Source organism: Micromonospora humidisoli (genome assembly GCF_016900955.1).
GTDB lineage: Bacteria > Actinomycetota > Actinomycetes > Mycobacteriales > Micromonosporaceae > Micromonospora > Micromonospora wenchangensis.
Map to the genome: position 1 here is coordinate 563868 of NZ_JAFEUO010000004.1, position 23959 is coordinate 587826.

The 23959-nt window shown below is 74.1% G+C and carries 19 protein-coding genes and 3 pseudogenes; 11 read left to right on the top strand and 11 right to left on the bottom strand.

The genetic code is table 11. The features are described 5' to 3' along the window. Positions 1-2 precede the first annotated feature (2 nt). A complete protein-coding gene (locus JQN84_RS17320) occupies positions 3-692 on the top strand; it encodes a DUF4191 domain-containing protein (RefSeq protein WP_204959385.1) in 690 nt (229 codons plus the stop codon). Between the two features lie 86 nt (positions 693-778). On the opposite strand, the gene JQN84_RS17325 is transcribed toward JQN84_RS17320, so the two are convergent. Continuing rightward, positions 779-1189, bottom strand: a complete 411-nt coding sequence (locus JQN84_RS17325) for an RDD family protein (RefSeq protein WP_372445989.1) — start codon at positions 1187-1189, stop codon at positions 779-781. A 339-nt stretch (positions 1190-1528) separates the two neighbouring features. Between JQN84_RS17325 and glnA (JQN84_RS17330) the strand changes: the two genes are divergently transcribed. Next, positions 1529-2953 carry a type I glutamate--ammonia ligase gene (gene glnA / locus JQN84_RS17330; protein ID WP_088644628.1) on the top strand — a complete coding sequence of 475 codons (1425 nt, stop codon included), beginning with the start codon at positions 1529-1531 and terminating at the stop codon, positions 2951-2953. 93 nt (positions 2954-3046) lie between these two features. On the opposite strand, the gene JQN84_RS17335 is transcribed toward glnA (JQN84_RS17330), so the two are convergent. From JQN84_RS17335 to mptB (JQN84_RS17345), 3 genes are all read right to left on the bottom strand, one after another. Further along, positions 3047-3517: a hemerythrin domain-containing protein gene (locus tag JQN84_RS17335; protein ID WP_204959386.1), complete on the bottom strand. Its 471-nt coding sequence runs from the start codon at positions 3515-3517 to the stop codon at positions 3047-3049. 154 nt (positions 3518-3671) lie between these two features. Next, positions 3672-5174: a polyprenol phosphomannose-dependent alpha 1,6 mannosyltransferase MptB gene (gene mptB / locus JQN84_RS17340; protein WP_204959387.1), complete on the bottom strand. Its 1503-nt coding sequence runs from the start codon at positions 5172-5174 to the stop codon at positions 3672-3674. Further along, entirely contained in the window at positions 5158-6591 is a 1434-nt protein-coding gene (mptB, locus tag JQN84_RS17345) for a polyprenol phosphomannose-dependent alpha 1,6 mannosyltransferase MptB (protein WP_204959650.1), read from the bottom strand. Before mptB (JQN84_RS17345) ends, mptB (JQN84_RS17340) begins: the two co-directional genes overlap by 17 nt. 44 nt (positions 6592-6635) lie before the next feature. On the opposite strand from mptB (JQN84_RS17345), the pseudogene JQN84_RS32590 reads away from it, so the two are divergent. Both JQN84_RS32590 and JQN84_RS17350 read left to right on the top strand, forming a co-directional pair. After that, a pseudogene (locus tag JQN84_RS32590) lies at positions 6636-7070 on the top strand (hypothetical protein); the annotation flags it as partial. Positions 7071-7238: 168 nt separating this feature from the next. After that, positions 7239-8417 (top strand): annotated as a pseudogene (locus JQN84_RS17350) (hypothetical protein); the annotation flags it as partial. Positions 8418-8677: 260 nt separating this feature from the next. On the opposite strand, the gene JQN84_RS17355 reads toward JQN84_RS17350, so the two are convergent. Then, complete coding sequence (locus tag JQN84_RS17355; protein WP_204959651.1) at positions 8678-9265, bottom strand: helix-turn-helix domain-containing protein; 588 nt, start codon at positions 9263-9265, stop codon at positions 8678-8680. A gap of 248 nt (positions 9266-9513) precedes the next feature. Between JQN84_RS17355 and JQN84_RS32665 the strand changes: the two are divergent. Together JQN84_RS32665 and JQN84_RS32670 are read left to right on the top strand one after the other, a co-directional pair. Next, positions 9514-10626 (top strand): annotated as a pseudogene (locus tag JQN84_RS32665) (NAD(P)/FAD-dependent oxidoreductase); the annotation flags it as partial. Between the two features lie 30 nt (positions 10627-10656). Then, on the top strand, positions 10657-11277 hold the full coding sequence (locus JQN84_RS32670; protein WP_204959652.1) for a class I SAM-dependent methyltransferase: 621 nt from the start codon (positions 10657-10659) through the stop codon (positions 11275-11277). A gap of 30 nt (positions 11278-11307) precedes the next feature. Here the strand turns inward: JQN84_RS32670 and JQN84_RS17370 are convergent, their stop codons facing one another. Continuing rightward, positions 11308-14331: a bifunctional [glutamine synthetase] adenylyltransferase/[glutamine synthetase]-adenylyl-L-tyrosine phosphorylase gene (locus JQN84_RS17370; protein ID WP_204959389.1), complete on the bottom strand. Its 3024-nt coding sequence runs from the start codon at positions 14329-14331 to the stop codon at positions 11308-11310. Between the two features lies 1 nt (position 14332). Continuing rightward, positions 14333-15097: a type 1 glutamine amidotransferase gene (locus tag JQN84_RS17375; protein WP_204959390.1), complete on the bottom strand. Its 765-nt coding sequence runs from the start codon at positions 15095-15097 to the stop codon at positions 14333-14335. A 79-nt stretch (positions 15098-15176) separates the two neighbouring features. Between JQN84_RS17375 and JQN84_RS17380 the strand changes: the two genes are divergently transcribed. Together JQN84_RS17380 and JQN84_RS17385 are read left to right on the top strand one after the other, a co-directional pair. After that, complete coding sequence (locus JQN84_RS17380; protein WP_204959391.1) at positions 15177-16112, top strand: S66 peptidase family protein; 936 nt, start codon at positions 15177-15179, stop codon at positions 16110-16112. Between the two features lie 245 nt (positions 16113-16357). After that, a complete protein-coding gene (locus JQN84_RS17385; RefSeq protein ID WP_204959392.1) occupies positions 16358-16825 on the top strand; it encodes a hypothetical protein in 468 nt (155 codons plus the stop codon). Positions 16826-16928: 103 nt separating this feature from the next. On the opposite strand, the gene JQN84_RS17390 is transcribed toward JQN84_RS17385, so the two are convergent. The 4 genes from JQN84_RS17390 to glnA (JQN84_RS17405) form a co-directional block, all read right to left on the bottom strand. Next, complete coding sequence (locus JQN84_RS17390; RefSeq protein WP_204959393.1) at positions 16929-17303, bottom strand: VOC family protein; 375 nt, start codon at positions 17301-17303, stop codon at positions 16929-16931. A gap of 242 nt (positions 17304-17545) precedes the next feature. Next, positions 17546-18238: a helix-turn-helix transcriptional regulator gene (locus JQN84_RS17395; protein WP_204959394.1), complete on the bottom strand. Its 693-nt coding sequence runs from the start codon at positions 18236-18238 to the stop codon at positions 17546-17548. Positions 18239-18314: 76 nt separating this feature from the next. Then, a complete protein-coding gene (locus JQN84_RS17400; RefSeq protein WP_088644812.1) occupies positions 18315-18740 on the bottom strand; it encodes a DUF350 domain-containing protein in 426 nt (141 codons plus the stop codon). A 157-nt stretch (positions 18741-18897) separates the two neighbouring features. Beyond that, a complete protein-coding gene (gene glnA / locus JQN84_RS17405; protein ID WP_088644813.1) occupies positions 18898-20247 on the bottom strand; it encodes a type I glutamate--ammonia ligase in 1350 nt (449 codons plus the stop codon). Positions 20248-20492: 245 nt separating this feature from the next. On the opposite strand from glnA (JQN84_RS17405), the gene JQN84_RS17410 reads away from it, so the two are divergent. The 3 genes from JQN84_RS17410 (at position 20493) to JQN84_RS17420 (ending at position 23883) form a co-directional block, all read left to right on the top strand. Further along, positions 20493-22253: an NAD+ synthase gene (locus JQN84_RS17410; protein WP_204959395.1), complete on the top strand. Its 1761-nt coding sequence runs from the start codon at positions 20493-20495 to the stop codon at positions 22251-22253. A 159-nt stretch (positions 22254-22412) separates the two neighbouring features. Then, the gene (gene panB, locus JQN84_RS17415; protein WP_204959396.1) at positions 22413-23258 is read left to right on the top strand and encodes a 3-methyl-2-oxobutanoate hydroxymethyltransferase; all 846 of its coding nucleotides are present in this window, start codon (positions 22413-22415) and stop codon (positions 23256-23258) included. A 112-nt stretch (positions 23259-23370) separates the two neighbouring features. Next, entirely contained in the window at positions 23371-23883 is a 513-nt protein-coding gene (locus JQN84_RS17420) for a hypothetical protein (RefSeq protein ID WP_204959397.1), read from the top strand. Positions 23884-23959 lie beyond the last annotated feature (76 nt).

A 23959-nucleotide genomic window follows, 5' to 3' on the forward strand; every position in this document is an offset into this window, starting at 1 on the left:
GCATGGCAAAGCCCCAGGAGAAGGTGTCGTTCGGCCAACGGCTGAAGCAGATCGGGATGGTGTTCCGGTTCACCGCCAAGCAGGACAGGTGGTTCGCGCCGCTGGCCGCCGGGGCGGTGCTGATCCCGCTCGCGCTGACCGTGGTCGCGGTGATCCTCTGGGGCTGGCTCTGGTTGCCGATCGGCATCCTGTTCGCCCTGCTCGCGCTGCTGGTCGTGCTCAACCTGCGGTCCAACAAGGCGATGATGAACGCGGCCGAGGGGCAGCCCGGCGCGGCGGCGCAGATCATGGAGAGCATGCGTGGTGACTGGCGGGTCACCCCGGCGGTCAGCTCCACCACCCAGATGGACATGGTGCACCTGGTGATCGGCCGGCCCGGGGTGATCCTGCTGGCCGAGGGGCACCCGCAGCGGGTCCGGGGCCTGCTGGGCCAGGAGAAGCGCCGGCTGGCCAAGGTCATCGGCTCGGCGCCGCTGCACGACTACGTGATCGGCCAGGGCGAGGGCGAACTGCCGATCCGCAAGCTGCGGATGACCCTGATGCGGCTGCCGCGCACCCTCAACGGCAAGGACGTCAACTCGCTCGACAAGCGGCTCAAGGCGCTCACCGCCCGGCCGCAGATGCCCAAGGGCGCGATTCCCAAGAACATGCGGCCGCCGGGCCGCGCGTTCCGCCAGACCCGGGGCCGCTGAACCCCCATCCGGTACGCCTCCGCGAGCCGGGCCCGTCCGTCGGGTCCGGCTCGCGTCGGGTCCGGGGCCAGCGGGGTGGTGCTGGTTCAGCGGGCGGGGCGGGGAGCGTCGGCGATGACCGCGCCGGTGAGCCGGTCGTGCAGGCCACGACGCTGAGCGTCCATGATCAGGGGCGGTACCACCAGGGCCAGGAACAGGCCGCGCAGGAGCGCCCGGGGGATCCCGAGCCGCCCGCCGTCGGACCAGTCGAGGCAGCGCAGCCTGGTGATCCACATGCCGGGGGTCTGGGCGAAGAGGCCGAGGAAGAAGCCGTACTCGACGATGAGCACCAGCACCGGGGACCAGCCGTCACGGACCGGGTCGGCGAAGAAGTTCGACACCAGCAGGCAGAGCACCCAGTCGATCACCAGGGCACCGAACCGTCGGCCGAGGCCGGGCGGGTCGAAGGTGGGGTCGGTGGCGGGCGGCACCGGTGCCGCAGCGGGCGGACTCGTCACGGTGGTCCAGGGTAGTCAGCGCCGGCCCGGGGCCGCCCCGCAGCCCGTCGTCGGGCGGCGGGCGCTCCGGAACCGCTCCAGGATGGCCCCGGGACGACCAGCAGGTGGACTCCGGGGGCGTTCCCGCAGTCTGTGCAAATTCGGTCTTTTCATCCTGAACAGCGATACAGCGCTTCAGCCGGTATCGTCCGAACGGACAACCCGGCGGGTACTGAGCGGCGCAGATGACGCTCCGCTAGCGGCGTAACACGGCAGAAACATTGGAGACACGGGCGAGCAACCCCATGGTCATAGCGTCGCCAGAGCCCAGCCACCGGAGTGGACGTGCCAGGAGGACGTGTGTTTGCCAATCCCGAGGAACTCCTGCGATACCTCAAGAACGAGGACGTAAAGTTCGTCGACGTACGTTTTTGTGACCTGCCCGGCGTGATGCAGCACTTCAACCTGCCGGTGGAGTCCTTCGACGACAGCGTCTTCACCGACGGTCTCGCGTTCGACGGTTCGTCGATCCGCGGTTTCCAGGCGATCCACGAGTCGGACATGCTCCTGCTCCCGGACGTCGCGACCGCCTTCATCGACCCGTTCCGCGCGCAGAAGACCCTCGCGCTCAACTTCTTCATCCACGACCCGTTCACCCGTGAGGCGTACTCCCGGGACCCGCGCAACGTGGCCAAGAAGGCCGAGGCCTACCTCGCCGCCAGCGGCATCGCCGACACCGCGTACTTCGGCGCCGAGGCGGAGTTCTACATCTTCGACTCGATCCGCCACGAGACCTCGGCGCACCAGTCGTTCTACTACATCGACTCGGTCGAGGGCGCGTGGAACACGGGGCGTGAGGAGGCCGGCGGCAACCGCGGCTACAAGACCGCGTACAAGGGCGGCTACTTCCCGGTGCCGCCGGTGGACCACTACGCCGACCTGCGCGACTCGATCGTGCGGCGGCTGGTCGACGGCGGTTTCACCGTGGAGCGTTCGCACCACGAGGTCGGCACCGCCGGCCAGTCGGAGATCAACTACAAGTTCTCCACCCTGCTGCACGCCGGTGACCAGCTCCAGCTCTTCAAGTACATCGTGAAGAACGAGGCCTGGGCCAACGGCAAGACGGCCACCTTCATGCCCAAGCCGCTCTTCGGCGACAACGGCTCCGGCATGCACACCCACCAGAGCCTCTGGCTCAACGGCGAGCCGCTGTTCTACGACGAGACCGGCTACGCCGGCCTGTCGGACACCGCCCGCTGGTACATCGGTGGCCTGCTGCACCACGCCCCGTCGCTGCTGGCGTTCACCAACCCGACGGTCAACTCGTACCGTCGGCTGGTGCCCGGCTACGAGGCCCCGGTCAACCTGGTCTACTCGCAGCGCAACCGCTCCGCCTGCACCCGCATCCCGGTCACCGGCAGCAACGCCAAGGCCAAGCGGGTCGAGTTCCGGGTGCCGGACCCGTCCAGCAACCCGTACCTCGCCTTCTCGGCGATGATGATGGCCGGCCTGGACGGCATCAAGAGCAAGATGGAGCCGCCGGCCCCGATCGACAAGGACCTCTACGACCTCCCGCCGGAGGAGTGGGGCGACGTCAAGCAGGTGCCGGGCTCGCTGCCGGAGGTGCTCGACGCCCTGGAGGCCGACCACGACTACCTGCTCGACGGCGGTGTCTTCACCCCCGACCTGATCTCCACCTGGATCGGGTGGAAGCGGGCCAACGAGGTCGACCCGGTGCGTCTGCGCCCGACCCCGCACGAGTTCGCGATGTACTTCGACTGCTGAGCGGTCACGCACACGGAGCAGGCCCCCGGATCTCCGGGGGCCTGCTCCGTGTGGTGGTGCGGACGTGTCGACCGGCCTGCGGGTGTGACGCGTTCACAGCGGTCCGAAGACCACGTGTGGGTCCGCGTCCAGGGCGAGCGTCTCCAGCACCGACAGGAGCTGCCGCTCCTCGTACCGGAAGTGGCTCTCCATGATCGCGGCCACCCCCTCCAGATGTCGGCCGATCTCGGCGGGGGTGGCGGCCCGCTCCACGGCGGCCCGCAGGCCGGAGAGCAGATGCCCGATCATCGAGTGGTCCTGTCTCAGGTGCCGCAGGGTGTCGCCCAGCTCGGGGTACGCCGCCGCGACAGCAGGGAACAGCAGCTCGTCCTCGCCCTCGTGGTGGCCGGTCAGCGCGGCACAGAACCCGTGGCAGAACACCAGCAGATCCCGGGTCGCCGGCTCGGCGTCCGCGCCGTCCCGCAGCGCGTCCCGGGTCACCCGTAGGGCCTCGCGCAGGCGATGGTGGACGGTGCGCATTTCCTGACTCCAGGCGATCAGCCTGGTCTGCTCGCCCTCAGACACGCGAGGGCGAAGGGAACGACGGCATCACGTCGGCTCCTTCGATGGTTCGACGCCTCCATGCCTGACACGGTCTGCCACCGGCACGCGACGTTGCCGTCACCCTACTCGAAACCGCCCATCCGGGCAGCCCGCGCCCACCCCGCACCCCGGCCCGTCAGGGCGGGTCAGGCAGGTCACGGCGGGTCGGGTACCGGCGCAGCGCCCCGAGCGCGCCCGCGAGTACCAGGACGGTCATCGCGATCGCCCCGGGTGCCTTCGTGTAGCGGGCGACCGAGGTGCCGTCGGGCAGGGTGAGGAAGGCCGCCACCGCCGCCGCCGTCACGAACCAGGTGGTCCGGGTCGCCGCCACCGCGAGCAGCAGCAGCGGCCCGGTCACGTACCACGGGTGCAGGACCGGGGCGAGCAGCACCGTCGCGGCCAGCGCCGCGCCCGCCGCACCCAGGGTGACCCGGGGCCGGGCCGCCGCAAGCCGGTGCACCCGCTGCCGGACGTCGTTGAGCCGGCGCAGCGCCGTCCACGCCCGCCACCACAACACCACCAGCAGCGCCACCAGCGCCACCAGGCCCACCGCCCGGGTCACCGGCACCGCGTCCGGCCGCCGACCGGCCAACTCGCCGACGTAGTCGACGACGAAGCCGACCGCCGTCGGTGGTGACGTCCACTGCTGCGAGTCCCCGCTGCGGGCCAGCCCGGCCACCCAGCCCAACCCCAGGCCGGACAGCGCCGACACCGCCGCCAGGGTGGCCAGGACCGCCCCGGCGAGCCGGCCGCCGTCGCGCAGCAGGGCCCGCAGGGTGTAGCGGCCGTGCACCGCCGTCAACGCCGCGAACGGCAGCACCACCAGCGCGGTCGCCTTCACCGCCACCGCCAGCCCGAACAGCACCCCGGCGACGAGCAGCCCCCGGGTCCGGCCCGGCGACCGCACCAGCACCAGCAGACCCAGCGCGAGCAGGCCGAGCAGCACCGCGTCGTTGTGCGCGCCGGCCACCAGGTGCACCCCGACCAGCGGCGAGGCCAGCCCCAGCCAGGCCGCCCGGCGGGTCGGCACCCCGGCGGCACGGGCCAGGCCGGGCAGGCACAGCGCCACCAGCAGCACCCCGGCCACCGCGTACAGCCGCAGCACCAGCAGGGTGCCGAGCAGGGAACCGCCGGCTCCGGCAGCCAGGGCGGCCAACAGGACGAAGACCGGGCCGTACGGGGCCGGGGTGTCCCGCCAGATCGGCGCGACCGCGTCCACCCACGGGCAGCCGGCCGCCGCCACCCCCACCCGGTACGGATCGTGCCCGGCCGCGTACGACCAGCCCTGGCAGGCGTACGAGTAGACGTCCCGGCTGGCCAGGGGCGGGGTGAGCAGCAGCGGCAGCGACCACAGCCCGGCGGTGACGTACGCCCACCGGGTCGACGGGGCACCGGCGCGCAACACCCACCAGGCCCCCACCATCAGCGCCGTGCCGGCCAGCCAGCAGCTCACGGCGGCCGGACCGTGCGGCGCACGCCACGGGCCGGTCGGCGGCACCTCGGGCAGCACCCCGCCCAGCCAGCCGGCCACGGCGAGCAGCACCGCTCCGGTCAGCCCGACGTAGCGGGCCACGCGGGCCCGCCCGGTCGGTGCGCCGGCCTCGGTCACCGGCCACCTCTCCTCAGTCGGCGGGCGCATCCACGGTGGCGGGTCGCCTTCCCGCCCGAGCCGACCGTACCAACCGGACAGCCACCACGATCACCAACAGCGTCATCAGCGGGGCGCCGGGCATCTTGGTGAACCGGGGCAGCCCGGTGCCGTCCGGCAGCACCAGGAACGACGAGACCAACGCCACCAGCGCGAACCACCGGGTCGACCGGTGGGTCGTCGCGGCGAGCACGGCCATCGGCCACAGCCAGTACCAGGGGTGGAACAGCGGCGCGAGGGCCACCGTCGCAGCCAGCGCCAGGCCGGCGTGCCACAGCGGGTCGCGGGTGCGGGCCCGCCACCACAGCCAGACCAGCAGCACCGCCAGCACCAGCATGCCGATCGTCCGGGTCACCGGCAGCGCGTCGACGTCCGCGCCGAACAGGGCCGCGACGTAGCCGGCGGTCTGCCCGACCGCGGTCGGCGGTGAGGTCCAGGCGATCACCAGACCGCCCTGTTCCAGGCCGGCGATCCATCCGAAGTCCAGTCCCGCCGCCAGGGTCGCGCCGGCCACCGCGACCAGCGCGCCGCCGGCGACCGGCAGGCCTTCGCGCAGCAGCGCCCTGATCCGGTACGGCCCGACCAGCGCGGCCAGCACCGCGAACGGCACCACCACCAGCGCGGTCACCTTCACCGCGCCGGCCAGCCCGAGCAGCACCCCGCCGGCCAGCAGCGGCCAGCGCCGGCCCGGGTTGGCCGCCACCACGGCCAGGCCGGCGACCAGCAGGCCGATCATCAGCGCGTCGTTGTGCGCCCCCGAGACCAGGTGTACGCCGACCAGCGGCGAGGCCAGCGCCAGCCACACCGCCCGCTGCGCCGGTACGCCGCAGCGCCGGGCCAGCGTCGGCAGGCAGGCGGCGGTCAGCGCCACCCCGGCCACGGCGAGCAGCCGGAACAGGGCGATGTTGACGGTCAGCGCGGTGTCCGGGTCGAGACCACCGGTGAGCCGTACCACCGCCCCGGCGATCATCACGAACAGCGGCCCGTACGGGGCGGGGGTGTCCCGCCAGATGTAGGAGATGGTGTCGATCCACGGGCAGGGCAGCGCCGACACCCCCTGCTCGTACGGGTTGATCCCGGCCGCGTAACTCGCGCCCTGGCAGGAGTACGCGTACACGTCGCGGCTGGCCAGCGGCGGCGCGACCAGCAGCGGCAGCACCCACAGCCCGGCGGTGACCAGCGCCCACCGGGTCGACGGCACCCGGTCGCGCAGCGTCCACCACGCCCAGGCCAGCAGCCCGGTGCCGACCAGCCAGAGCACGATGATCAGCGGCCCGTGCCGGCTCTGCCAGATGCTGACCGGGGTGGGTCGCAACTCCGACCCGGGCAGCGCACCCCCGAGGTACGCGGCGACGGCGAGCAGCACCGAACCGGACAGACCGAGCCAGCGGGACAGGTGGTGAGGCACGTCCGTCATGCTGCCAGTAGCGTGGGCGCGGACCGGAGGTGGGCATGCGGGGCAGCAGGGTGGTGGGGTCGGCCACCGTGGTCGCCGTCGTGCTCGCCGGGGTGTGGCTGGCGTCGCCCCCGCTCGGGTCGGACCTGTCGGCCCAGGTGGCCCGCGCCGACTTCTTCGCCGGGCACGGCTGGGCCCTGGTCGACCTGCGCTGGTACGCCGGCATCCGGCCGCTCGGCTACAGCCTGGTCTCACCGCCGCTGATGGCGACCCTCGGGGTACGTCCCACGGGGGCACTGGCGTTGGTCGTCTCGGCCGCCGCGTTCGCCGCCCTGCTGGTGCGTACCCGGGTGCCCCGGCCGCTGCTCGGCAGCCTGGTCGGGGTGCTGACGATCACCGGCAACCTGGTCTCCGGCCGGGTCACCTACGCCCTCGGGGTGGCTTTCGGGCTGGTCGCCCTGCTCGCCCTTACCCTGCCTGCCGACCGGCACGGCCCCGACGGACCGGGTTTCGCGCCAGGCACCCGGGGCCGGGCGGACGGCCGGGGCGGCGCGGGCGGGGCGGACGGGCGGGGCGGCGCGGCCGGGGCGGACCGCCGGGGCAGCGCGGGCGGGGCGGACCGCCGGGGCGGGCGCTGGACACGGGGCGGGGGCTGGGGCCGGCCGGTCCTGGCGGTGGCCGGTGCGGCGCTGGCGTCGGCGAGCAGCCCGGTGGCGGGTCTGTTCGTCGGCCTGGTCGGGGTGGCGCTGCTGGTCACCCGCCGATGGGCCGATGGCCTGCTGCTCGGGGTCGCGGCGGCGGTGCCGCTGGCGGTCACCGGGCTGTTGTTCGGTGAGGGCGGCTGGATGAACATCAGCGGCTCCGACACCCTCCGGTCGGTCACGGTCAGCCTGCTGGTGGCGGCGGTGGTGGCGTACCGGCCGGTGCGGGTGGGGGCGTTGCTGTCGGCGGGCGGGGTGCTGGCGGCGGCGCTGGTGCACACCCCGGTCGGGCTGAACGCGACCCGCCTGGTGACGATGTTCGCGCTGCCGGTGCTGGCCGCCGCCGCCCGGCCACCCGCCTGGCTCACCACCCGACTCCCGCGCCGGGCCGCCCCGGGGTCCGGCGGGGCCACCCGACCGGTCCCGCCGGTCAGCCCGCCCGTCGGGACCGGCGCGGTGGCGTTGGCCGTGCTGCTGGCGGCGGTGTGCTGGTGGCTGCCCCCGGTGGTCCCCGCCGACGTCCGCAGTGCCGACGATCCGACCGCCGATCGCAGCTACTTCGCCCCGCTCGCCGCCGAGCTGGGCCGGCGCGGGCTCACCGGGCGGGTGGAGGTGCCGCCGACCCGCAACTACTGGGAGGCGGCACAGCTCGGCGAGGTGCCGCTGGCTCGGGGTTGGCTGCGTCAGGTCGACATCGGCCGCAACCCGCTGTTCTTCACCACCGTCCCCGGGGCCCGCGGCACCGGTGTGCCGTTGACCGCCGACAGCTACCGGGCCTGGCTGGACGAGTACGCCGTGCAGTACGTCGCCGTCGCCGACGCGCCGCTGTCCTGGGTGGGCCGGGCCGAGGCGGACCTGGTCGGGGCGGGGTTGCCGTACCTGACCGAGGTCTGGTCGGACCGGCACTGGCGGTTGTACGCGGTGACCGACCCGATGCCCCTGGTCGCCGGGCCCGGGGTGCTGGTCCGGCAGGACGCCGCCACGCTGACGTTCCGGACCACCGCCGCCGGCCAGGTCCCGGTCCGGGTCCGCCACTCCCCCTGGCTGACCGTCTCACCCGGGGCCACCGTCACCCCCGATGGCCCCTGGACCCTGGTCACCGTCCCCCACGCCGGCACCTGGACCCTCCACACCTGACCCGCCGGCCCCCCACCCCGCCCGCCCTCGCGCCCGCTCGCGCCCGCTCGTGTCGATCAAGAGGTTGGCGTCAGCCTGGTCGCCGTTCCTGACGTAAACCTCTTGATCACCGCAGACCACCCCGTCCGGGCCGGGCGATCAAGAGGTTTGCGTCAGCCCCGCCCGGATCTTCGACGCCAACCTCTTGATCACCACGCCGTTGCCCCGTGATCAAGAAGTTGGCGTCACGGATTCGCGGTAGGGTGACGCGAACCTCTTGATCAACTCGACTGGGCGGGGGCGGTGGGGCGGGCGCGGACGTGCAGGCGTTCGCCCTGGGGGCCGAAAAGGCTGAGGATCTCGGCCGGCACGTCGAACGGGTTGCCGAACCAGTGCGGGGTGCGGGTGTCGAACTCGGCGACCTCACCGGCGTCGAGGGTGAGGTCGTGCCTGCCGAGCAGCAGCCGGATCCGGCCGGAGAGCACGTAGAGCCACTCGTACCCCTCGTGCACCTGCGGGGCCGGCTCCCCCACCGGCGTCTGCGGCGGATACATCATCTTGTACGCCTGGACGCCACCCGGGCGGCGGGTCAACGGCACGATGGTGACGCCGTGCCTGACGACCGGCCGGCGGTGGACCCGGGGATCCCTGGTCATCGGCGTGCCGACGAGGTCGTCGAGCGGCACCCGGTGGAAGCGGGCCAGGGCGAGCAGGAGTTCCAGGGTGGGCCGCCGGCCGCCGGACTCCAGCCGGGACAGGGTGCTGACCGAGATCCCGGTCGCCGCGCCGAGCTGACTCAGCGTCACGCCACGCTGCTGCCGTAACGCCCGCAGCCGCGGCCCGACGGTGGTGAGCACCTCCTCCTCGATGGTGACACCGGTATCGCCCGGCACCACCCACTGCCCCGGTCCGGGCCCCTGCCCCGCCGCTGCGGCCCGCCCGGAGCCGTCGCGCACCGGGCTTGGGCCGGCGCGTCGGGATGCCGCCGTCTGGTCGCTGTGATCGTCGGTCACCGCACCAGTTTGCCATTCCGGCAAAGAAATTTGGCAGTACGGTGAGCCGGGCGGACGATCCGGGGCATCGGCGGGACGGACCCGCCCGGAGGGAGGCAGTGGTCATGACGTACCCGGTGGTGCACGACGTGGTGGTGGTCGGTGGCGGCGCGGCCGGGCTCAGCGGTGCCCTCGCCCTGGGCCGGTTCCGCCGCGACGTGGTGGTGGTCGACGGCGGCGCCCCGCGCAACGCCCCGGCCGACCACGTGCACAACTTCCTGACCAACGAGGGCGTCCCACCCGCCAGCCTGTACGCGACGGGCCGGGCCGAGGTGGCCCGGTACGGCGTGACCCTGCTCGACGCCACCGTCACCGCCGCCCACCCGCTCGACGGCGCACCCGCGACCACCGGTGCGAACCCGACCGGTGGCGCAGGCGGGAGCAGCGCAGGAGAGAGCAGCGCAGGAGAGAGCAGCCCGGCCGACAGTGCCGGGCCGGCGCGGTTCGCCGTGACGCTGGCCGACGGCCGGGTGCTGCACGCCCGGCGGTTGCTGGTCACCACCGGCCTGGTCGACGAGCTGCCCGACGTGCCGGGGCTGGCCGGGCGGTGGGGCCGTGACGTGCTGCACTGCCCGTACTGCCACGGGTGGGAGGTGCGCGACCAGGCCGTCGGGGTGCTCGCCACCGGCCCGATGGCCGCCCACCAGGCGCTGCTGTTCCGGCAGCTCACCGACGACGTGGTGGTCTTCACCCACACCGCCGGGCCGTTGCCCGCCGACGAGACCGAGCGGCTGGCCGCCCGGGGCGTCACCGTGGTCGACGGCGAGGTGGCGGAGCTGGAGGTCACCGCCGACCGGCTCACCGGCGTACGGCTGCGGTCCGGGCGGGTGGTCCCCCGGGAGGCGCTGGTGGTGGCGCCCCGGTTCGGCGTCCGGGCCGCCTTCCTCGCCGGGCTGGGGTTGGCCCCGGAGGACTTCGTCGTCGGCGGGCACGCCGCCGGCGACCGGATCGCCGCCGACGCCAGCGGCGCGGCCGGGGTGCCCGGGGTCTGGGTGGCCGGCAACGTCACCGATCCGCAGGCCACCGTCATCGCCGCGGCGGCGGCGGGGCTGAAGGCCGCCGCCGCGCTCAACGCCGACCTGATCGCGGAGGACACCGACCTGGCCGTCGCCGCACGACGTACCGCCGCCGGGCAGGCCGGGGCGGCGCACACGCAGACCGGGGTCGTGGCCGGGCAGGCCGGGCCGGACGGGGGGCAGGCCGGCCCGGTGGACGAGGCGACCGCCAGGCACTGGGATGAGCTGTACCGGGGCCGGGAGCGGTACTGGAGCGGGCGGCCCAATCCGCACCTGGTCGACGTGGCCGGGGCGCTGCCGCCGGGCACCGCGTTGGACCTGGGCTGCGGCGAGGGCGGCGACACGGTGTGGTTGGCCCGGCAGGGCTGGCGGGTGACCGCCGTCGACGTCTCCACCGCCGCCCTGGAGCGGTCGGCCGCCGCGGTGGCTGCCGCCGGGATGGCGGCACTGGTCGACTTCCAGCGGCACGACCTGGCCCGGACCTTCCCGACCGGCGTGTTCGACCTGGTCTCCGCGCAGTTCCTCCAGTCGCCGCTGGAGTTTCCCCGGGCCGAGGTGCTGCGGGCGGCGGCGCGGGCGGTCGCCCCGGGCGGGCGGCTGCTGGTGGTCGAGCACGGGGCGGTGCCGCCGTGGGGCAACGCCGCGCACCACCACACCCGGTTCCCCACCCCGCAGGAGACCCTGGCCGTCCTCGACCTCGACCCGGACGGCTGGCACGTCGAGCGGCTCGACGTGCCGCAGCGGCAGGCGACCGGCCCCGACGGCCAGACCGGCACCCTGGTCGACCACCTGGTGCTGGTGCGCCGCCGGTAGGCCCGGCGTACCCGTCCCCGACGCCGGGGCTCAGACCCCGGCGTCGAGGACGCGTTGCATCGCGGCCCGGGAACGCCTGGCGGTGCGCAGGTAGTCGTCGAGGAACTCACCCGGGTCGTCCGCGCCGAGCAGCCGCACCACCCCGGCCAGCTCCACCCCGTGCCGGGGAAGCTGGTCACCGGCGCGCCCCCGGACCAGCATCAACGCGTTGCGGACCTGCGCGGCGAGGGTCCACCCGGCGGTCATCGCGACGGCGTCCGCCGGGTCGACCAGCTTGGCGTCCCGGGCCGCCGCGAGCGCGTCGAGGGTACGCGTGCCGCGCAGCTGCGGGTACGCCCCGGCGTGCCGGAGCTGGAGCAGTTGCACCGCCCACTCGACGTCGGCGAGGCCACCCCGGCCGAGCTTCGTGTGGGTGGCCGGATCGGCGCCCCGGGGCAGCCGTTCGTTCTCCACCCGGGCCTTGATCCGGCGGATCTCGACCACCTGTTCCCGGGTCAACCCGTCGGCCGGGTAACGGACCGGGTCGACCATCTGCTCGAACTCGGTGCCCAGGTCGGCGTCGCCGCAGACGAACCGGGCCCGCAGCAGCGCCTGCGCCTCCCAGACCCGCGACCAGCGGGCGTAGTACTGGGCGTACGCGGCGAGGCTGCGCACCAGCGGGCCCTGCCGTCCCTCGGGACGCAGGTCGGCGTCGACGCCGAGCGCCGGGTCGGGGGCGGGGGCACCGAGCAGCCGGCGCAGTTCCTCGGCGATCGCGTGCGCGGCGGCGCTGGCCGTGCTCTCCGCCGTCCCGGCCGGTGGGTCGTAGACGAAGAGCACGTCGGCGTCGGAGAGGTAGTTCGACTCGTACCCGCCGAGACGACCGAGGCCGATCACCGCGAACCGCAGGCCGGGCAGCTCAGGCTGGGCGGCCCGGACGGCGCGCAGCGCGGCGGACAGGGTGGCGTCGGTGACGTACGACAGGCCGGTGCCGACCCGGGTGACGTCGGCCAGCGGGCCGGCAGGTGCGCCGCGCTCGGGTCGCGGGGCCAACCCGCCGGCCCGGCTGAGCACGTCGGCGCAGGCGATCCGGACGAGTTCCCGGCGGCGCAGCGCGCGTACCGCCCGGGTCGCCTCGACCGGGTCGGCGTGCCGGGCCGCGGCGGCGGCGAACCCGTCGCAGAGCACCTCCCGGGGCCGGGGGGTCAGTTCGTGCTCCTCGGCCAGCAGCCGCAGCGCCTCCGGTTCCCGGGCCAGCAGGTCGGCCGCGTACCGGGACGAAGACAGCACCCGGGCCAGCCGGCGGGCCACCGGGCCGGAGTCGCGCAGCAGCCGCAGATACCACGGGGTGCTGCCGAGCTTGTCGGAGACCTGGCGGTAGTTGAGCAGCCCCCGGTCCGGTTCGGGCGCGTCGGCGAACTCGCTGAGCAGCACCGGCAGCAGGGTGCGCTGGATGGCCGCCGTCCGGCTCACCCCGCCGGTGAGGGCCTGCAGGTGCCGCAGCGCCCCGGCCGGGTCGGCGAAGCCGAGGACCTCCAGCCGGTGCCGGGCCGCCTCCGGGGTGAGCCGCAGACCGTCGGCGGGCACCCGGGCCACCGACTCCAGCAGCGGCCGGTAGAGCAGCTTGGCGTGCAGCCGGCGTACCTCGGTGGCGTGGGCGACCCAGTCGGCCCGGAAGCTCTCCACGGCGCTGCGGCCGGGGATGGCGGCGTAGCCGAGCGCGGCGGCCAGCCAGCGCAGCGCGGCCGGCTCGGTCGGCACGGTGTGGGTGCGCCGCAGCGCCTGGAGCTGGAGCCGATGTTCGACACCGCGCAGGAAGCGGTACCCGCGCAGCAGCGCCTCGCCGTCGGCCCGCCCGACGTAGCCACCGGCCACCAGCGCGCGCAGCGCCGGCACGGTGCCCGGCACCCGCAGCGACTCGTCACCCCGACCGTGCACCAGTTGCAGCAGTTGGACGGCGAACTCGATGTCCCGCAGCCCGCCCGGACCCCGCTTGATCTCGCGGTCCAGCTCCTTCGGCGGGATGTTGTCGATGATCCGGCGGCGCATGGCGCGTACGTCGGAGACCGCCTCGGGACGTTCGGACGCCCGCCAGACCAGCGGGGCGAGGGCGTCGATCCACTCGCCGGCCAGCGCCAGGTCACCGGCGGCCGGCCGGGCCTTGAGCAGCGCCTGGAACTCCCAGGTGCGGGCCCACCGCTGGTAGTAGGCGAGGTGGCTGGCCAGGGTGCGCACCAGCGGCCCCCGGTTGCCCTCGGGGCGCAGCGCGGCGTCCACCGGCCAGGCGACCAGCCCGCAGACGTGGATCAGCCGGGCGGCGACGGTGGTCGCGGCGGGCAGGTCCTCGTCGGTCGCGGCCACGAAGATCACGTCGACGTCGGAGACGTAGTTCAGCTCGTCGCCCCCGCACTTGCCCATCGCCACCACGGCCAGCCGGGGCCGGGGCGTGCCCGCCGGCAGCTCGCCCACCGCGATCTCGTACGCCGCCGCGAGGGTGGCGTCGGCCAGTGCGGACAGCGCCGACATCACCTGCTCCAGGCCGCGTCCGCCGGTCAGGTCGGCCGCCGCGATCCGCAGCAGCGCCAGCCGGTACGCCTGCCGCAGCACCGCCACCGGCGCGGTGGCGGTGGTCAGCCGGCCGGCGAGCGCCAGGTCCAGCCGCCCGTCGGCGGTGGGGGCCAGCCCGTCCGGGGCGGTGCCGAGTACCGTCCACTGTCCGGGGTTGGCGACCAGGTGGTCACCCAGGGCGGAGGAGGCCCCGAGGACGGCGACCAGCCGGCGGCGCAGCCCCGGGTCGGCGGCGAGCGCGGCCAGTAGCTCCGACCCGGTCGCCCCGTCGTCGGCGGTACGGCGTTCGGTCTCCACCATCCGGTGCAGCTGGCGCAGCGCCAGATCCGGGTCGGCGGCCCGGGAGAGCGCGGCCAGCAGGTCGGCCGCCGACCGGTCGGCGGGTTCCTGCTCGTCGGCCTGCCACAGCCCGAGGCCGTCCGCCCCGAGCAGGTCGGCGGCGCGGACCCCACCGTCACCCTCGGCGAACCCGTAGCGGGCCAACCGTCCCCTGGTCGGTCTGCTCATCTCAGTGCCCGAGCAGGGGCAGGCTGCGGCGGGTGTCGTCGTCCAGTTCACCGAGGGCGAGGGCGGCGAACCGGACGGCGAACGGCTGCCACACCTCCTCGACGTCGGCCATCACCCGGCCGCAGGCGGCCACCACCAGGTCCTCGTCGTAGCCCAGCTCGGCGAGCAGCGCGGAGCCGTGCGCCCATTCGGCGATCATGGCGGTGTCGCACTCGATGTGGAACTGGAGACCCCAGGCCCGGTCGCCGAGCCGGAACGCCTGGTGCGGGTAGCGGGTCGAGGCGGCCAGCAGGGTGGCGGCCCGGGGCAGCTCGGTGATCTCGTCGGCGTGCCACTGGAGCACGTCCGGGATCAGCGGCACGTACCGGAACAGCAGGTCGCTCTCGGCGGCGTCGCGCCGGCCGACCACTCCCGGGCCCACCTCGGGGCCGGACGGGCTGCGCTCGACCAGGCCGGCGTGCGCGGTGGCGAGCAGCTGTGCGCCGAGGCAGACGCCGAGGGTCGGCACCCGGTGCCGGACCGCCTTGCGCAGCAGCCCTTCGAGCTTCGGGAACCAGGGTGCGCCGGGGGTGCCGTCGGGGGCCGGGTAGGCGTGCTGGTCACCGCCGAGCACCACCAGCGCCACGTACCCGGTGAGGTCGTCGGGGATCTCGTCGCCGGCGTGCGGGCGCAGCACCCGCAGCTCAAGTCCCCCCTCCGCCAGCCACTCCCCCAGCCGTCGGGGGTCGTCGGTCGGGTCGTTCTCGATCACCAGTGCGGTTCCCACGCCGTCGAGGCTATCGGGTGCGTCGACCGCCGCCGGGAACGCCTCGGTCCGCCCGGCGGGGCGGCTATGCTCGGCCGCTGTGATCGCCGACGACCCGTCCGTCCTGCGCCCGCCCGTGCTGCGCGAGGGCGACACGGTGCTGCTGGTCTCGCCGTCCGGGCCGACCCGGCCGGAGCGGGTGGCCCGGGGCATCGAGCTGCTGACCGGCTGGGGGCTGTGCCCGCAGGTGGCGCCGAACGCGTACGCCAGGCGGGGTTACCTCGCCGGTGACGACGCGCTGCGCGCCGCGGACCTGAACGCCGCCTTCGCCGACCCGCAGGTGCGCGGGGTGATCTGCACCCGGGGCGGGTACGGCGCACAGCGGGTGGTCGACCTGATCGACATGGCCGCCGTCCGGCGGGACCCGAAGGTGGTGGCCGGGTTCTCCGACATCACCGCCCTACAGTTCGCGCTCTGGCGGGGTGCCCGGTTGGCCGGCGTGCACGGCCCCGGGGCGGCCTGGGTGGACGAGCGGACCCCGCTGCGCTCGGCGGAGTCGCTGCACGCCGCGCTGATGACCACCGCGCCGGTGACCGTCGCGGCGGTGCCTACCGAGGAGACCTACCCGGTGCGGGTTCCCGGCCGGGCGGTGGGCCGGCTGCTCGGCGGGAACCTCTGCCTGATCACCGCCACCCTCGGCACCCCGGACATGCCGGACCTGACCGGGGCGGTACTGCTCGTCGAGGAGGTGCAGGAGCCGCCGTACAAGGTCGACCGGATGCTCACCCACCTGCGCCGCGCCGGGGTGCTCGACGGCCTGGCCGGGGTGGCGGTGGGCCAGTTCACCGACTGCGCCGACGGCTGGGACACGACCGTCGTGGACGTGCTCACCGACCGGCTGGGCGACCTCGGCGTGCCGGTCCTCGGCGGCCTGCCGATCGGCCACGGCCCCGGCCAGCTCACCGTCCCGGTCGGCACCACCGCCACCCTCGACGCCACCGCCGGCACCCTCACCACCACCCCCGCCGTCCGCTGACCCCACCCCTACTCCCGCCCACCGCTCCGTCCCGCCCTGCCCTCCTCCCGCCTCGCCTCGCCTCGCCTTGCCTCGGTGATCAAGAGGTTTGCGTCACGGGAAAGCGCGTTCCTGACCGAAACCTCTTGATCACCGGGGCGAGGCGGTGGAACTTTCAGCTGGCGGACAGGGTCGGGACGGGAGTTTTCCAGGTTCAGTGGTCACTGTCGGTGACGTCAACATCACCACCGACCCATGGAGGACTGATGTCCCGCACGATGTCGAAGAAGCAGCTGCTGGTCGGCCTCGCTGCCGCCGGCGTGCTCGGGGTGGGGATCGCCGCTCCGACGGTGGCCTTCGCCGAGGAGTCGACGACCCCGACCGCCGGCGTCAGCAGCGAGGCCGAGCCGGGTGCCGACCAGCAGCAGCGCGCCGACCGCAAGAACGAGCTCGCCGAGGCGCTCGCCAAGGAACTGGGGGTGGACACCGACAAGGTGACCGCCGCCCTGGAGAAGGTGCGCGAGCAGCACCGGCCCAAGGGTGACCGGCCGGAGCGCCCGTCGCCGCAGGACCGGCAGGAGAAGCTGGCCGAGCGGCTGGCCCAGGCGGTCAAGGACGGCAAGCTCACCCAGGAGCAGGCCGACGCGATCACCAAGGCCGTCGAGGCCGGGGTCTTCCCGGGTCCGGCCGGTCGCGGCCACCACGGCGGCCCGGAGGGTACGCCCGACAAGTGACCCGCTGCGGGCCGACCGACCCGGGCGGGCCGAAGATCGACGCGACAGGGCCGACGTTGTGGTGTCCGACGCACTGGGACACCGCAACGTCGGCCCCCTGGCGTCAGGCGCGGTCGCCCGAGGAGAAGAGACCGAGGTGGGTGCCCACCGGGTCACGCACCACGGCGCGGGTCAGGCCGCTCGGCGTGGTCCGGGGCGGGGTCAGCACCGTGCCGCCCGCCGCCTCGATCCGCTTGCAGGTCTGCGCCACGTCGGCCACCTCGGCGTAGAGGATCGCGTAGCCGGGTGTGCCCTCGGCGAGAGCCCGGATGCCGCCGCCGATGCCGGTCGACTCCCCCGCTGGGGTCGTCCGGTAGGAACCGCCCTCGGCCGTGCCCTCCTCGGTGAAGGTCCAGCCGAACAGCTCCGCGTAGAAGCTCTGCGTCTCGTCCGGCCGGTCGGTGCCGATCTCGAACCAGGTGACGGGTGTGCTGGTCACGCGTTGCCTCCTGTTCCCCCGCCGACCGGGCGGCCGGCGGGCTCGCAGCCAGCTTCCCGGGTGTCCGCGACACCGTCCTGTCGGTGTTTACCGCCCGGTCCACCCGGCCACGCACACCGATCCCTCCGGACAGCCCCCGCACCGATCCGTCCGGACAGCCCCGCACCGACCGGCCTGGGCGGCCAACGCGGCCGGCCTGGGCGGCTCACGCGCCGGCCGACCCGGGCAGCCGGCATGCCGGGTCAGACCAGGGTCAGCCGGCGCACCCGCGCGGCGGGGACGTCCAGATCGGCCGGGGAGAACTCCCGGGTCACCCGCTCCGACAACGCCTCGACCCCGACGATCCGGTCGGTACGGAAGCAGCGCAGCCCGGCGCGCAGCCGGCACCAGGCGAGCAGATACCAGTGCCGGTCGTTGCCGAGGTAGCCCAGCGGCTCGACCTCGCGCGACGAGGGCACGTCGTAGCGGTCGGCGTACCGCAGGCGTAGCACCCGGCGGGCGGCGACCGCGTCGGCGACGACGGCCGGGACGGACGTGGTCGGCCCGGTGCCGGCCAGCAGCACCCGGCCGGCGAGCAGGCGCGCGTCGGCGGCGTCGGCGGCCGGCAGCACCGCGAGCAGTTTGCGCAGCGCCGTGCCACCGGCCACGGCGAACGGGGTGCCGGCGAGCCGGTGCAGGGCCACCGCCATCGCCACCGCCTCGGTGGCGGTCAGGTTGACCGGCGGCAGGGTGTGCGACCGGTCGACCACGTAACCGCCGGTGCGACCGGGCTCGGCCCAGATCGGCACGCCGGACTCCTGGAGGGCGACGATGTCACGTTCGACGGTGCGGGTGCTCACCTCGAACCGGTGGGCCAGCCAGCGGGCGCTGCGCGGCCGGGGCGAGACCGCCCGCAGCTCCTCCACCAGGGCATAGAGACGATCCGTCCGGTTCACCCCCGCACGCTACGACGGGGGTACGACACCCGACCCCGGCCACCCCGGCAGGGACGGACGACACCCGGCCCCCGGCTCAGGCGATGCAGGCGCAGACGATCAGGGCCGCGCCGAAGTGGGTGGCGGCGCTGACCCGGGCCGCCGGGTGCGGCTGGTCCGAGCAGATGACCTCACCGAGCTTGCCCGGGGTGAGCAGGTCCAGCACGCCGAAGGCGAGCGCCATCACGGCCAGCCCGATCAGCCCGAAGAGCACCGTCGAGGCGAGCCCCTTGGCGAAGTCGTCGTAGCTGGTCACGATCGCGGTGAAGACGATGCCGGCGACACCCAGCTGGTTGGCGGCCAGCAGCAGCCCGGCGTTGCCGTTGCGCTGCACCCAGATCAGCTCGCGCAGCTTGCCCGGGGTGAGCACGTCGACCAGCACGAAGCCGGCCGCCATCAGCGCCACCCCGACGACACCGAACACGACGCTCTGCCATGCTCCGGTGAGCAGATCTTCCAGCACCGACAGCCTCCCGACCTCCTGCGTCCGGCGGAGGTGCCGGCACGGTGATCGAGACGATAGCGGCCCCGGGCAACCCCCGACACCCCCCGGACCGGCGCAGCAGCCGGCCGTCCCGCCGCCGGCCCGGTACGGACGACCAGGCCGGCGGCGCTCCGCGCTACAGCGACAGGTAGCGCTGCCGCTCGTACGGGGTGACCTCGCGGCGGTACTGCTCCCACTCGGCCCGCTTGTTGCGCAGGAAGAAGTCGAACACGTGCTCGCCGAGGACCTCGGCGACCAGCTCGGAACCGGCCATCACGTCGATCGCCTCGGACAGGTTCTCCGGCAGCGCCTCGTAGCCCATCGCGCGGCGTTCGGCGCTGCTCAGCGACCAGACGTCGTCCTCCGCGCCGGGCGGCAGTTCGTAGCCCTCCTCGATGCCCTTGAGGCCGGCACCGAGCATCACGGCGAACGCCAGGTACGGGTTGGTCGCCGAGTCCAGCGACCGGACCTCCACCCGGGCCGAGTTCGGCTTGCCGTACGCCGGCACGCGGACCAGCGCGGACCGGTTCAGGTGCCCCCAGCAGACGTACGCCGGGCTCTCGGTGATCCGGTCCGGCAGCGCCTGCGGGAACAGCCGCTTGTACGAGTTGACCCACTGGTTGGTGACGGCGGTGTACTCGCGGGCGTGCATCAGCAGGCCGGCGATGAACGACTTCGCCACCTTCGACAGTTTCATCGGGTCGCCGGAGTCGTGGAACGCGTTGCGCTCCCCCTCGAACAGCGACAGGTGGGTGTGCATGCCGCTGCCCGGCTGGTCGGTGAACGGCTTCGGCATGAAGCTGGCCTGCACGCCGGTGGAGAGCGCCACCTCCTTGACCACGTGCCGGAAGGTCATGATGTTGTCGGCGGTGGTCAGCGCGTCGGCGTACCGCAGGTCGATCTCCTGCTGGCCGGGGGCGACCTCGTGGTGGCTGAACTCCACCGAGATGCCGATCCGCTCCAGCGCCAGCACGGCCTGGCGGCGGAAGTCCCGCGCGACGGCGTGCGTGGTGTGCTCGAAGTAGCCGCCGGTGTCCACGGCGGTGGGCACCGAGCCGTCCTGCGGGCCGTTCTCCAGCAGGAAGAACTCGATCTCCGGGTGGGTGTAGAAGGTGAAGCCCTTCTCGGCCGCCTTGGACAGCATCCGGCGCAGCACGTGCCGCGGGTCGGCCCAGGACGGGCCGCCGTCGGGCAGCAGGATGTCGCAGAACATCCGGGCGCTCTCGCCGCTGACCCCGCCCTCGAACGGGAACACCTGGAAGGTCGTCGGGTCCGGCATGGCGACCATGTCGGACTCGAAGACCCGGGCGAAGCCCTCGATCGCCGAACCGTCGAACCCGATGCCCTCCTCGAAGGCCGCCTCCAGCTCCGCCGGGGCCACTGAGACGCTCTTGAGCGTGCCCAGCACGTCGGTGAACCACAGCCGGACGAACCGGATGTCCCGCTCTTCCAGCGTACGGAGGACGAACTCCTGCTGACGGTCCACTTCCCCAACCCCTCGCCACGTACGTCCGGCACCGGTCGGCCGGTCCGTCCTGACCGCCCAGTCTTCACCGGCCTGGTTAAGCAGACGTTACGCGACCTGCCCTCGCTCGTCCTGCGGTGTCCCGACGGCCGGATCAACGGGCGGCCCCGTCACCAGCACCGGGCCCGCCGGGGACCGGGAAAGGGTGGCCGTCGTCTCGTCGCAGCCGCCGGGTCGACCGGCTGCCGCTGGGGCAAGATGAGGGCATGCCCACCCTGCGTCTGGCCCTGTGCCAGGTCAACCCGACAGTCGGCGACACGGCCGGCAACGCCGAGCTGATCCGCGCCTGGACCCGTCGGGCCGCCGACGCCGGCGCCCAACTCGTCGCCTTCCCGGAGATGGTGCTCACCGGCTACCCGGTGGAGGACCTGGTCTTCCGTCGTTCCTTCGTCGCCGCCTCGCAGGCCGCGCTGCGGCAGCTCGCCGCCGACCTGGCCGCCGACGGCCTCGGCGACCTGCCGGTCGTGGTCGGCTACCTGGACGCCGACGGGCCGCCGCAGGTCAGCGGGGACGCCCAACCGGGCCGGGGGGCCCGCAACGCCGCCGCGCTGCTGCACCGGGGCGGGGTGGTGGCCCACTACTTCAAGCACCACCTGCCCAACTACGGCGTCTTCGACGAGGACCGCTACTTCGTGCCCGGTGACACCCTGACCGTGGTCCGGGTGGGCGGGGTGGACGTGGCGTTGACCATCTGCGAGGACCTGTGGCAGGCCGGTGGCCCGTTCGCGGTGGCCCGGCAGGCCGGCGTCGGGCTGGTGGTCAACATCAACGGCTCGCCGTACGAGCTGAACAAGGACGACGTCCGGCTGCCGCTGGTGCGCCGCCGGGCCGCCGAGGCCGGCGCACCTATCGCGTACGTCAACATGGTCGGCGGCCAGGACGAGCTGGTCTTCGAGGGCGACTCGATGATCGTCACCCCCGACGGCGACCTGCTCACCCGCGCGCCGCAGTTCGTCGAGCACCTGCTCGTGCACGACGTGGAGCTGGCCGGGGCGGGCCGGCACTCGGCCGACACCGAGGATCTCGCCGACGGGATGCGGGTGGTCCGCCGTACCGTCGAGGTGGTGCCGGCGGCCCCGAGCGGGCCGGCGGCCGACGGCGGCCTGCTGGCCCCGGTGGCCGACGAGGCCGAGGTGTGGCAGGCGCTGGTGCTGGGCCTGCGCGACTACGTCAACAAGAACCGGTTCCCCTCGGTGGTGCTGGGCCTGTCCGGCGGCATCGACTCGGCGGTGGTGGCCGCGCTGGCCGTCGACGCGCTCGGGCCGCAGCGGGTGGTCGGCGTGTCACTGCCCAGCCAGCACTCCTCGGAGCACTCCCGGGCCGACGCGGAGGACCTGGCCAAGCGCACCGGCCTGGACTACCGGGTCGAGCCGATCCAGCCGATGGTGGACACCTTCCTGGCGAACATCTCGCTGTCCGGGGTGGCGGTGGAGAACCTCCAGGCCCGGGTACGCGGGGTGATCCTGATGGCACTGTCGAACCAGGAGGGCCACCTGGTCCTCACCACCGGCAACAAGAGTGAGCTGGCGGTCGGCTACTCGACCCTCTACGGCGACTCGGTCGGCGGGTTCAACCCGGTCAAGGACGTCTGGAAGACGCTGATCTGGCGGCTGGCGAAGTGGCGCAACGCTGACGCGGCCCGCCGGGGCGAGACCCCGCCGATCCCGGAGAACTCCATCGGCAAGCCCCCGTCGGCCGAGCTGAGCCCCGGCCAGCTCGACAGCGACAGCCTGCCCGACTACGACGTGCTGGACCCGATCCTGATCGGCTACGTCGACGGCGACCTGGGCCGGGCCGGCCTGGTGGAGTCCGGCCACGACCCGGCGGTCGTCGACCGGGTGCTGCGGCTGGTGGACACCGCCGAGTACAAGCGCCGGCAGTCCGCGCCGGGCACGAAGATCTCGATGAAGGCGTTCGGCCGGGACCGTCGGCTGCCGATCACCAACCGCTGGCGCGAGGACGGCTGAGCAGCCGGGCCCGACCGACACCGACCGGCTCCGGTCGGCCGGTGTCGCCCCGGCGGAGTGAAATCCTGCACTGTTCCCTGCCGTCGACCCGTCGCGCGGTGCGACGATCGCGGCAGAACCCGGGGACCGCGACAGCGGCCTCGAGGAAAGGAGACAGTCATGGTGGAGCCCACCCCGACCGAGGTGACCGCCCTGTACGGCGGGCCGGCCACCCGCCGGGTCCGCACCCGCGACCTGATCGCCGCCAAGGAGCGCGGCGACCGGTGGGCCATGCTCACCTCGTACGACCAGTACACCGCCGGGATCTTCGACCAGGCGGGGATTCCGGCGCTGCTGGTCGGCGACTCGGCGGCGAACAACGTGTTCGGCTACGAGACCACCCTGCCGGTGACGGTCGACGAGCTGTTGCCGCTGGTGCGCGCCGTGGTCCGGGCCACCCGGCACACCCTGGTCGTCGGCGACCTGCCCTTCGGCTCGTACGAGGAGGGGCCGACGCAGGCGTTGCGCACGGCGGTGCGGTTCATGAAGGAGGGCGGCTGCCACGCGGTGAAGCTGGAGGGCGGCCGGCGCTGCGCCGACCAGATCGCGGCGATCACCGGGGCGGGCATCCCGGTGATGGCGCACATCGGTTTCACCCCGCAGAGCGAACACACCCTGGGCGGCTACCGGGTGCAGGGGCGCGGCGACACCGCCGAGAAGGTGCTCGCCGACGCGCGGGCGGTGGCCGGGGCGGGCGCGTTCGCGGTGGTGCTGGAGATGGTGCCGGGCGAGGTCGCCAAGCGGGTCACCGCCGAACTGGCGATCCCCACCGTCGGCATCGGCGCGGGCCCCGACACCGACGCCCAGGTGCTGGTCTGGCAGGACATGGCCGGGCTGCGCACCGGGAAGGCCCCCCGGTTCGTCAAGCGCTACGCCGACCTGGCCGGGGCACTGACCGAGGCGACCCGCCGGTTCGCCGACGAGGTGCGCGGCGGCGACTTCCCCGCCACCGAGCACACCTTCTGAGTACGGGCGGTGGGGCGGCACCCCCGCCCCACCGCCCTGGAACGACCCACCGACCGGGGGTGACCGTGGTGCGGCAAAAGCGGTTAGGGTTCCGCCCGTGGATCATGTTCGCTTGTCAACAGTCGTCCTGACCTGTGTCTCCGTACTGGCCCTCGCGGCGTGCAGCGAGGCGGAACCGTCGACCACGGCCGCACCGTCGACATCCGCCGGTGCGTCGGCCACCGCCGCCACCCCGTCGGCCGCCACCGACCCGACCACCACCGACCCCGGCACCGGCGGCCCGACCGCCGCCGCCGACCCGGCGGCCGACAAGAAGCTCTGCACGGCGGCCAAGAAGATCGCCGACACGACGAAGGCCGACGTGGTGAAGGCCGCGACGTCGGGTGGCGACCCCACGCCGACCATCCGGAAGGCCTACACGGAGATGGCGCAGGAGTTGGCGAAGGCCACCGCCGGCATCCCCACCAGCGAGGCGGTCACCGCGCTGGCCGCGTTCGGGGCCGCGTCCGGCCGGGCGGCGACCGCGCCGAACCTGGACACCGCCGCCGACGCCCCCGAGTTCCAGAAGACCAGCGCGATGGCGAACGCCGCCTGCAAGAAGGCCGGCGTCGACACCAACTTCTGACCGCCGCCCCACCCGCCGCCATCTCGGAGGGCACCGGCCCCCTGGGGGCACTTTCCCTCCAGGACGGCGGCGGGAA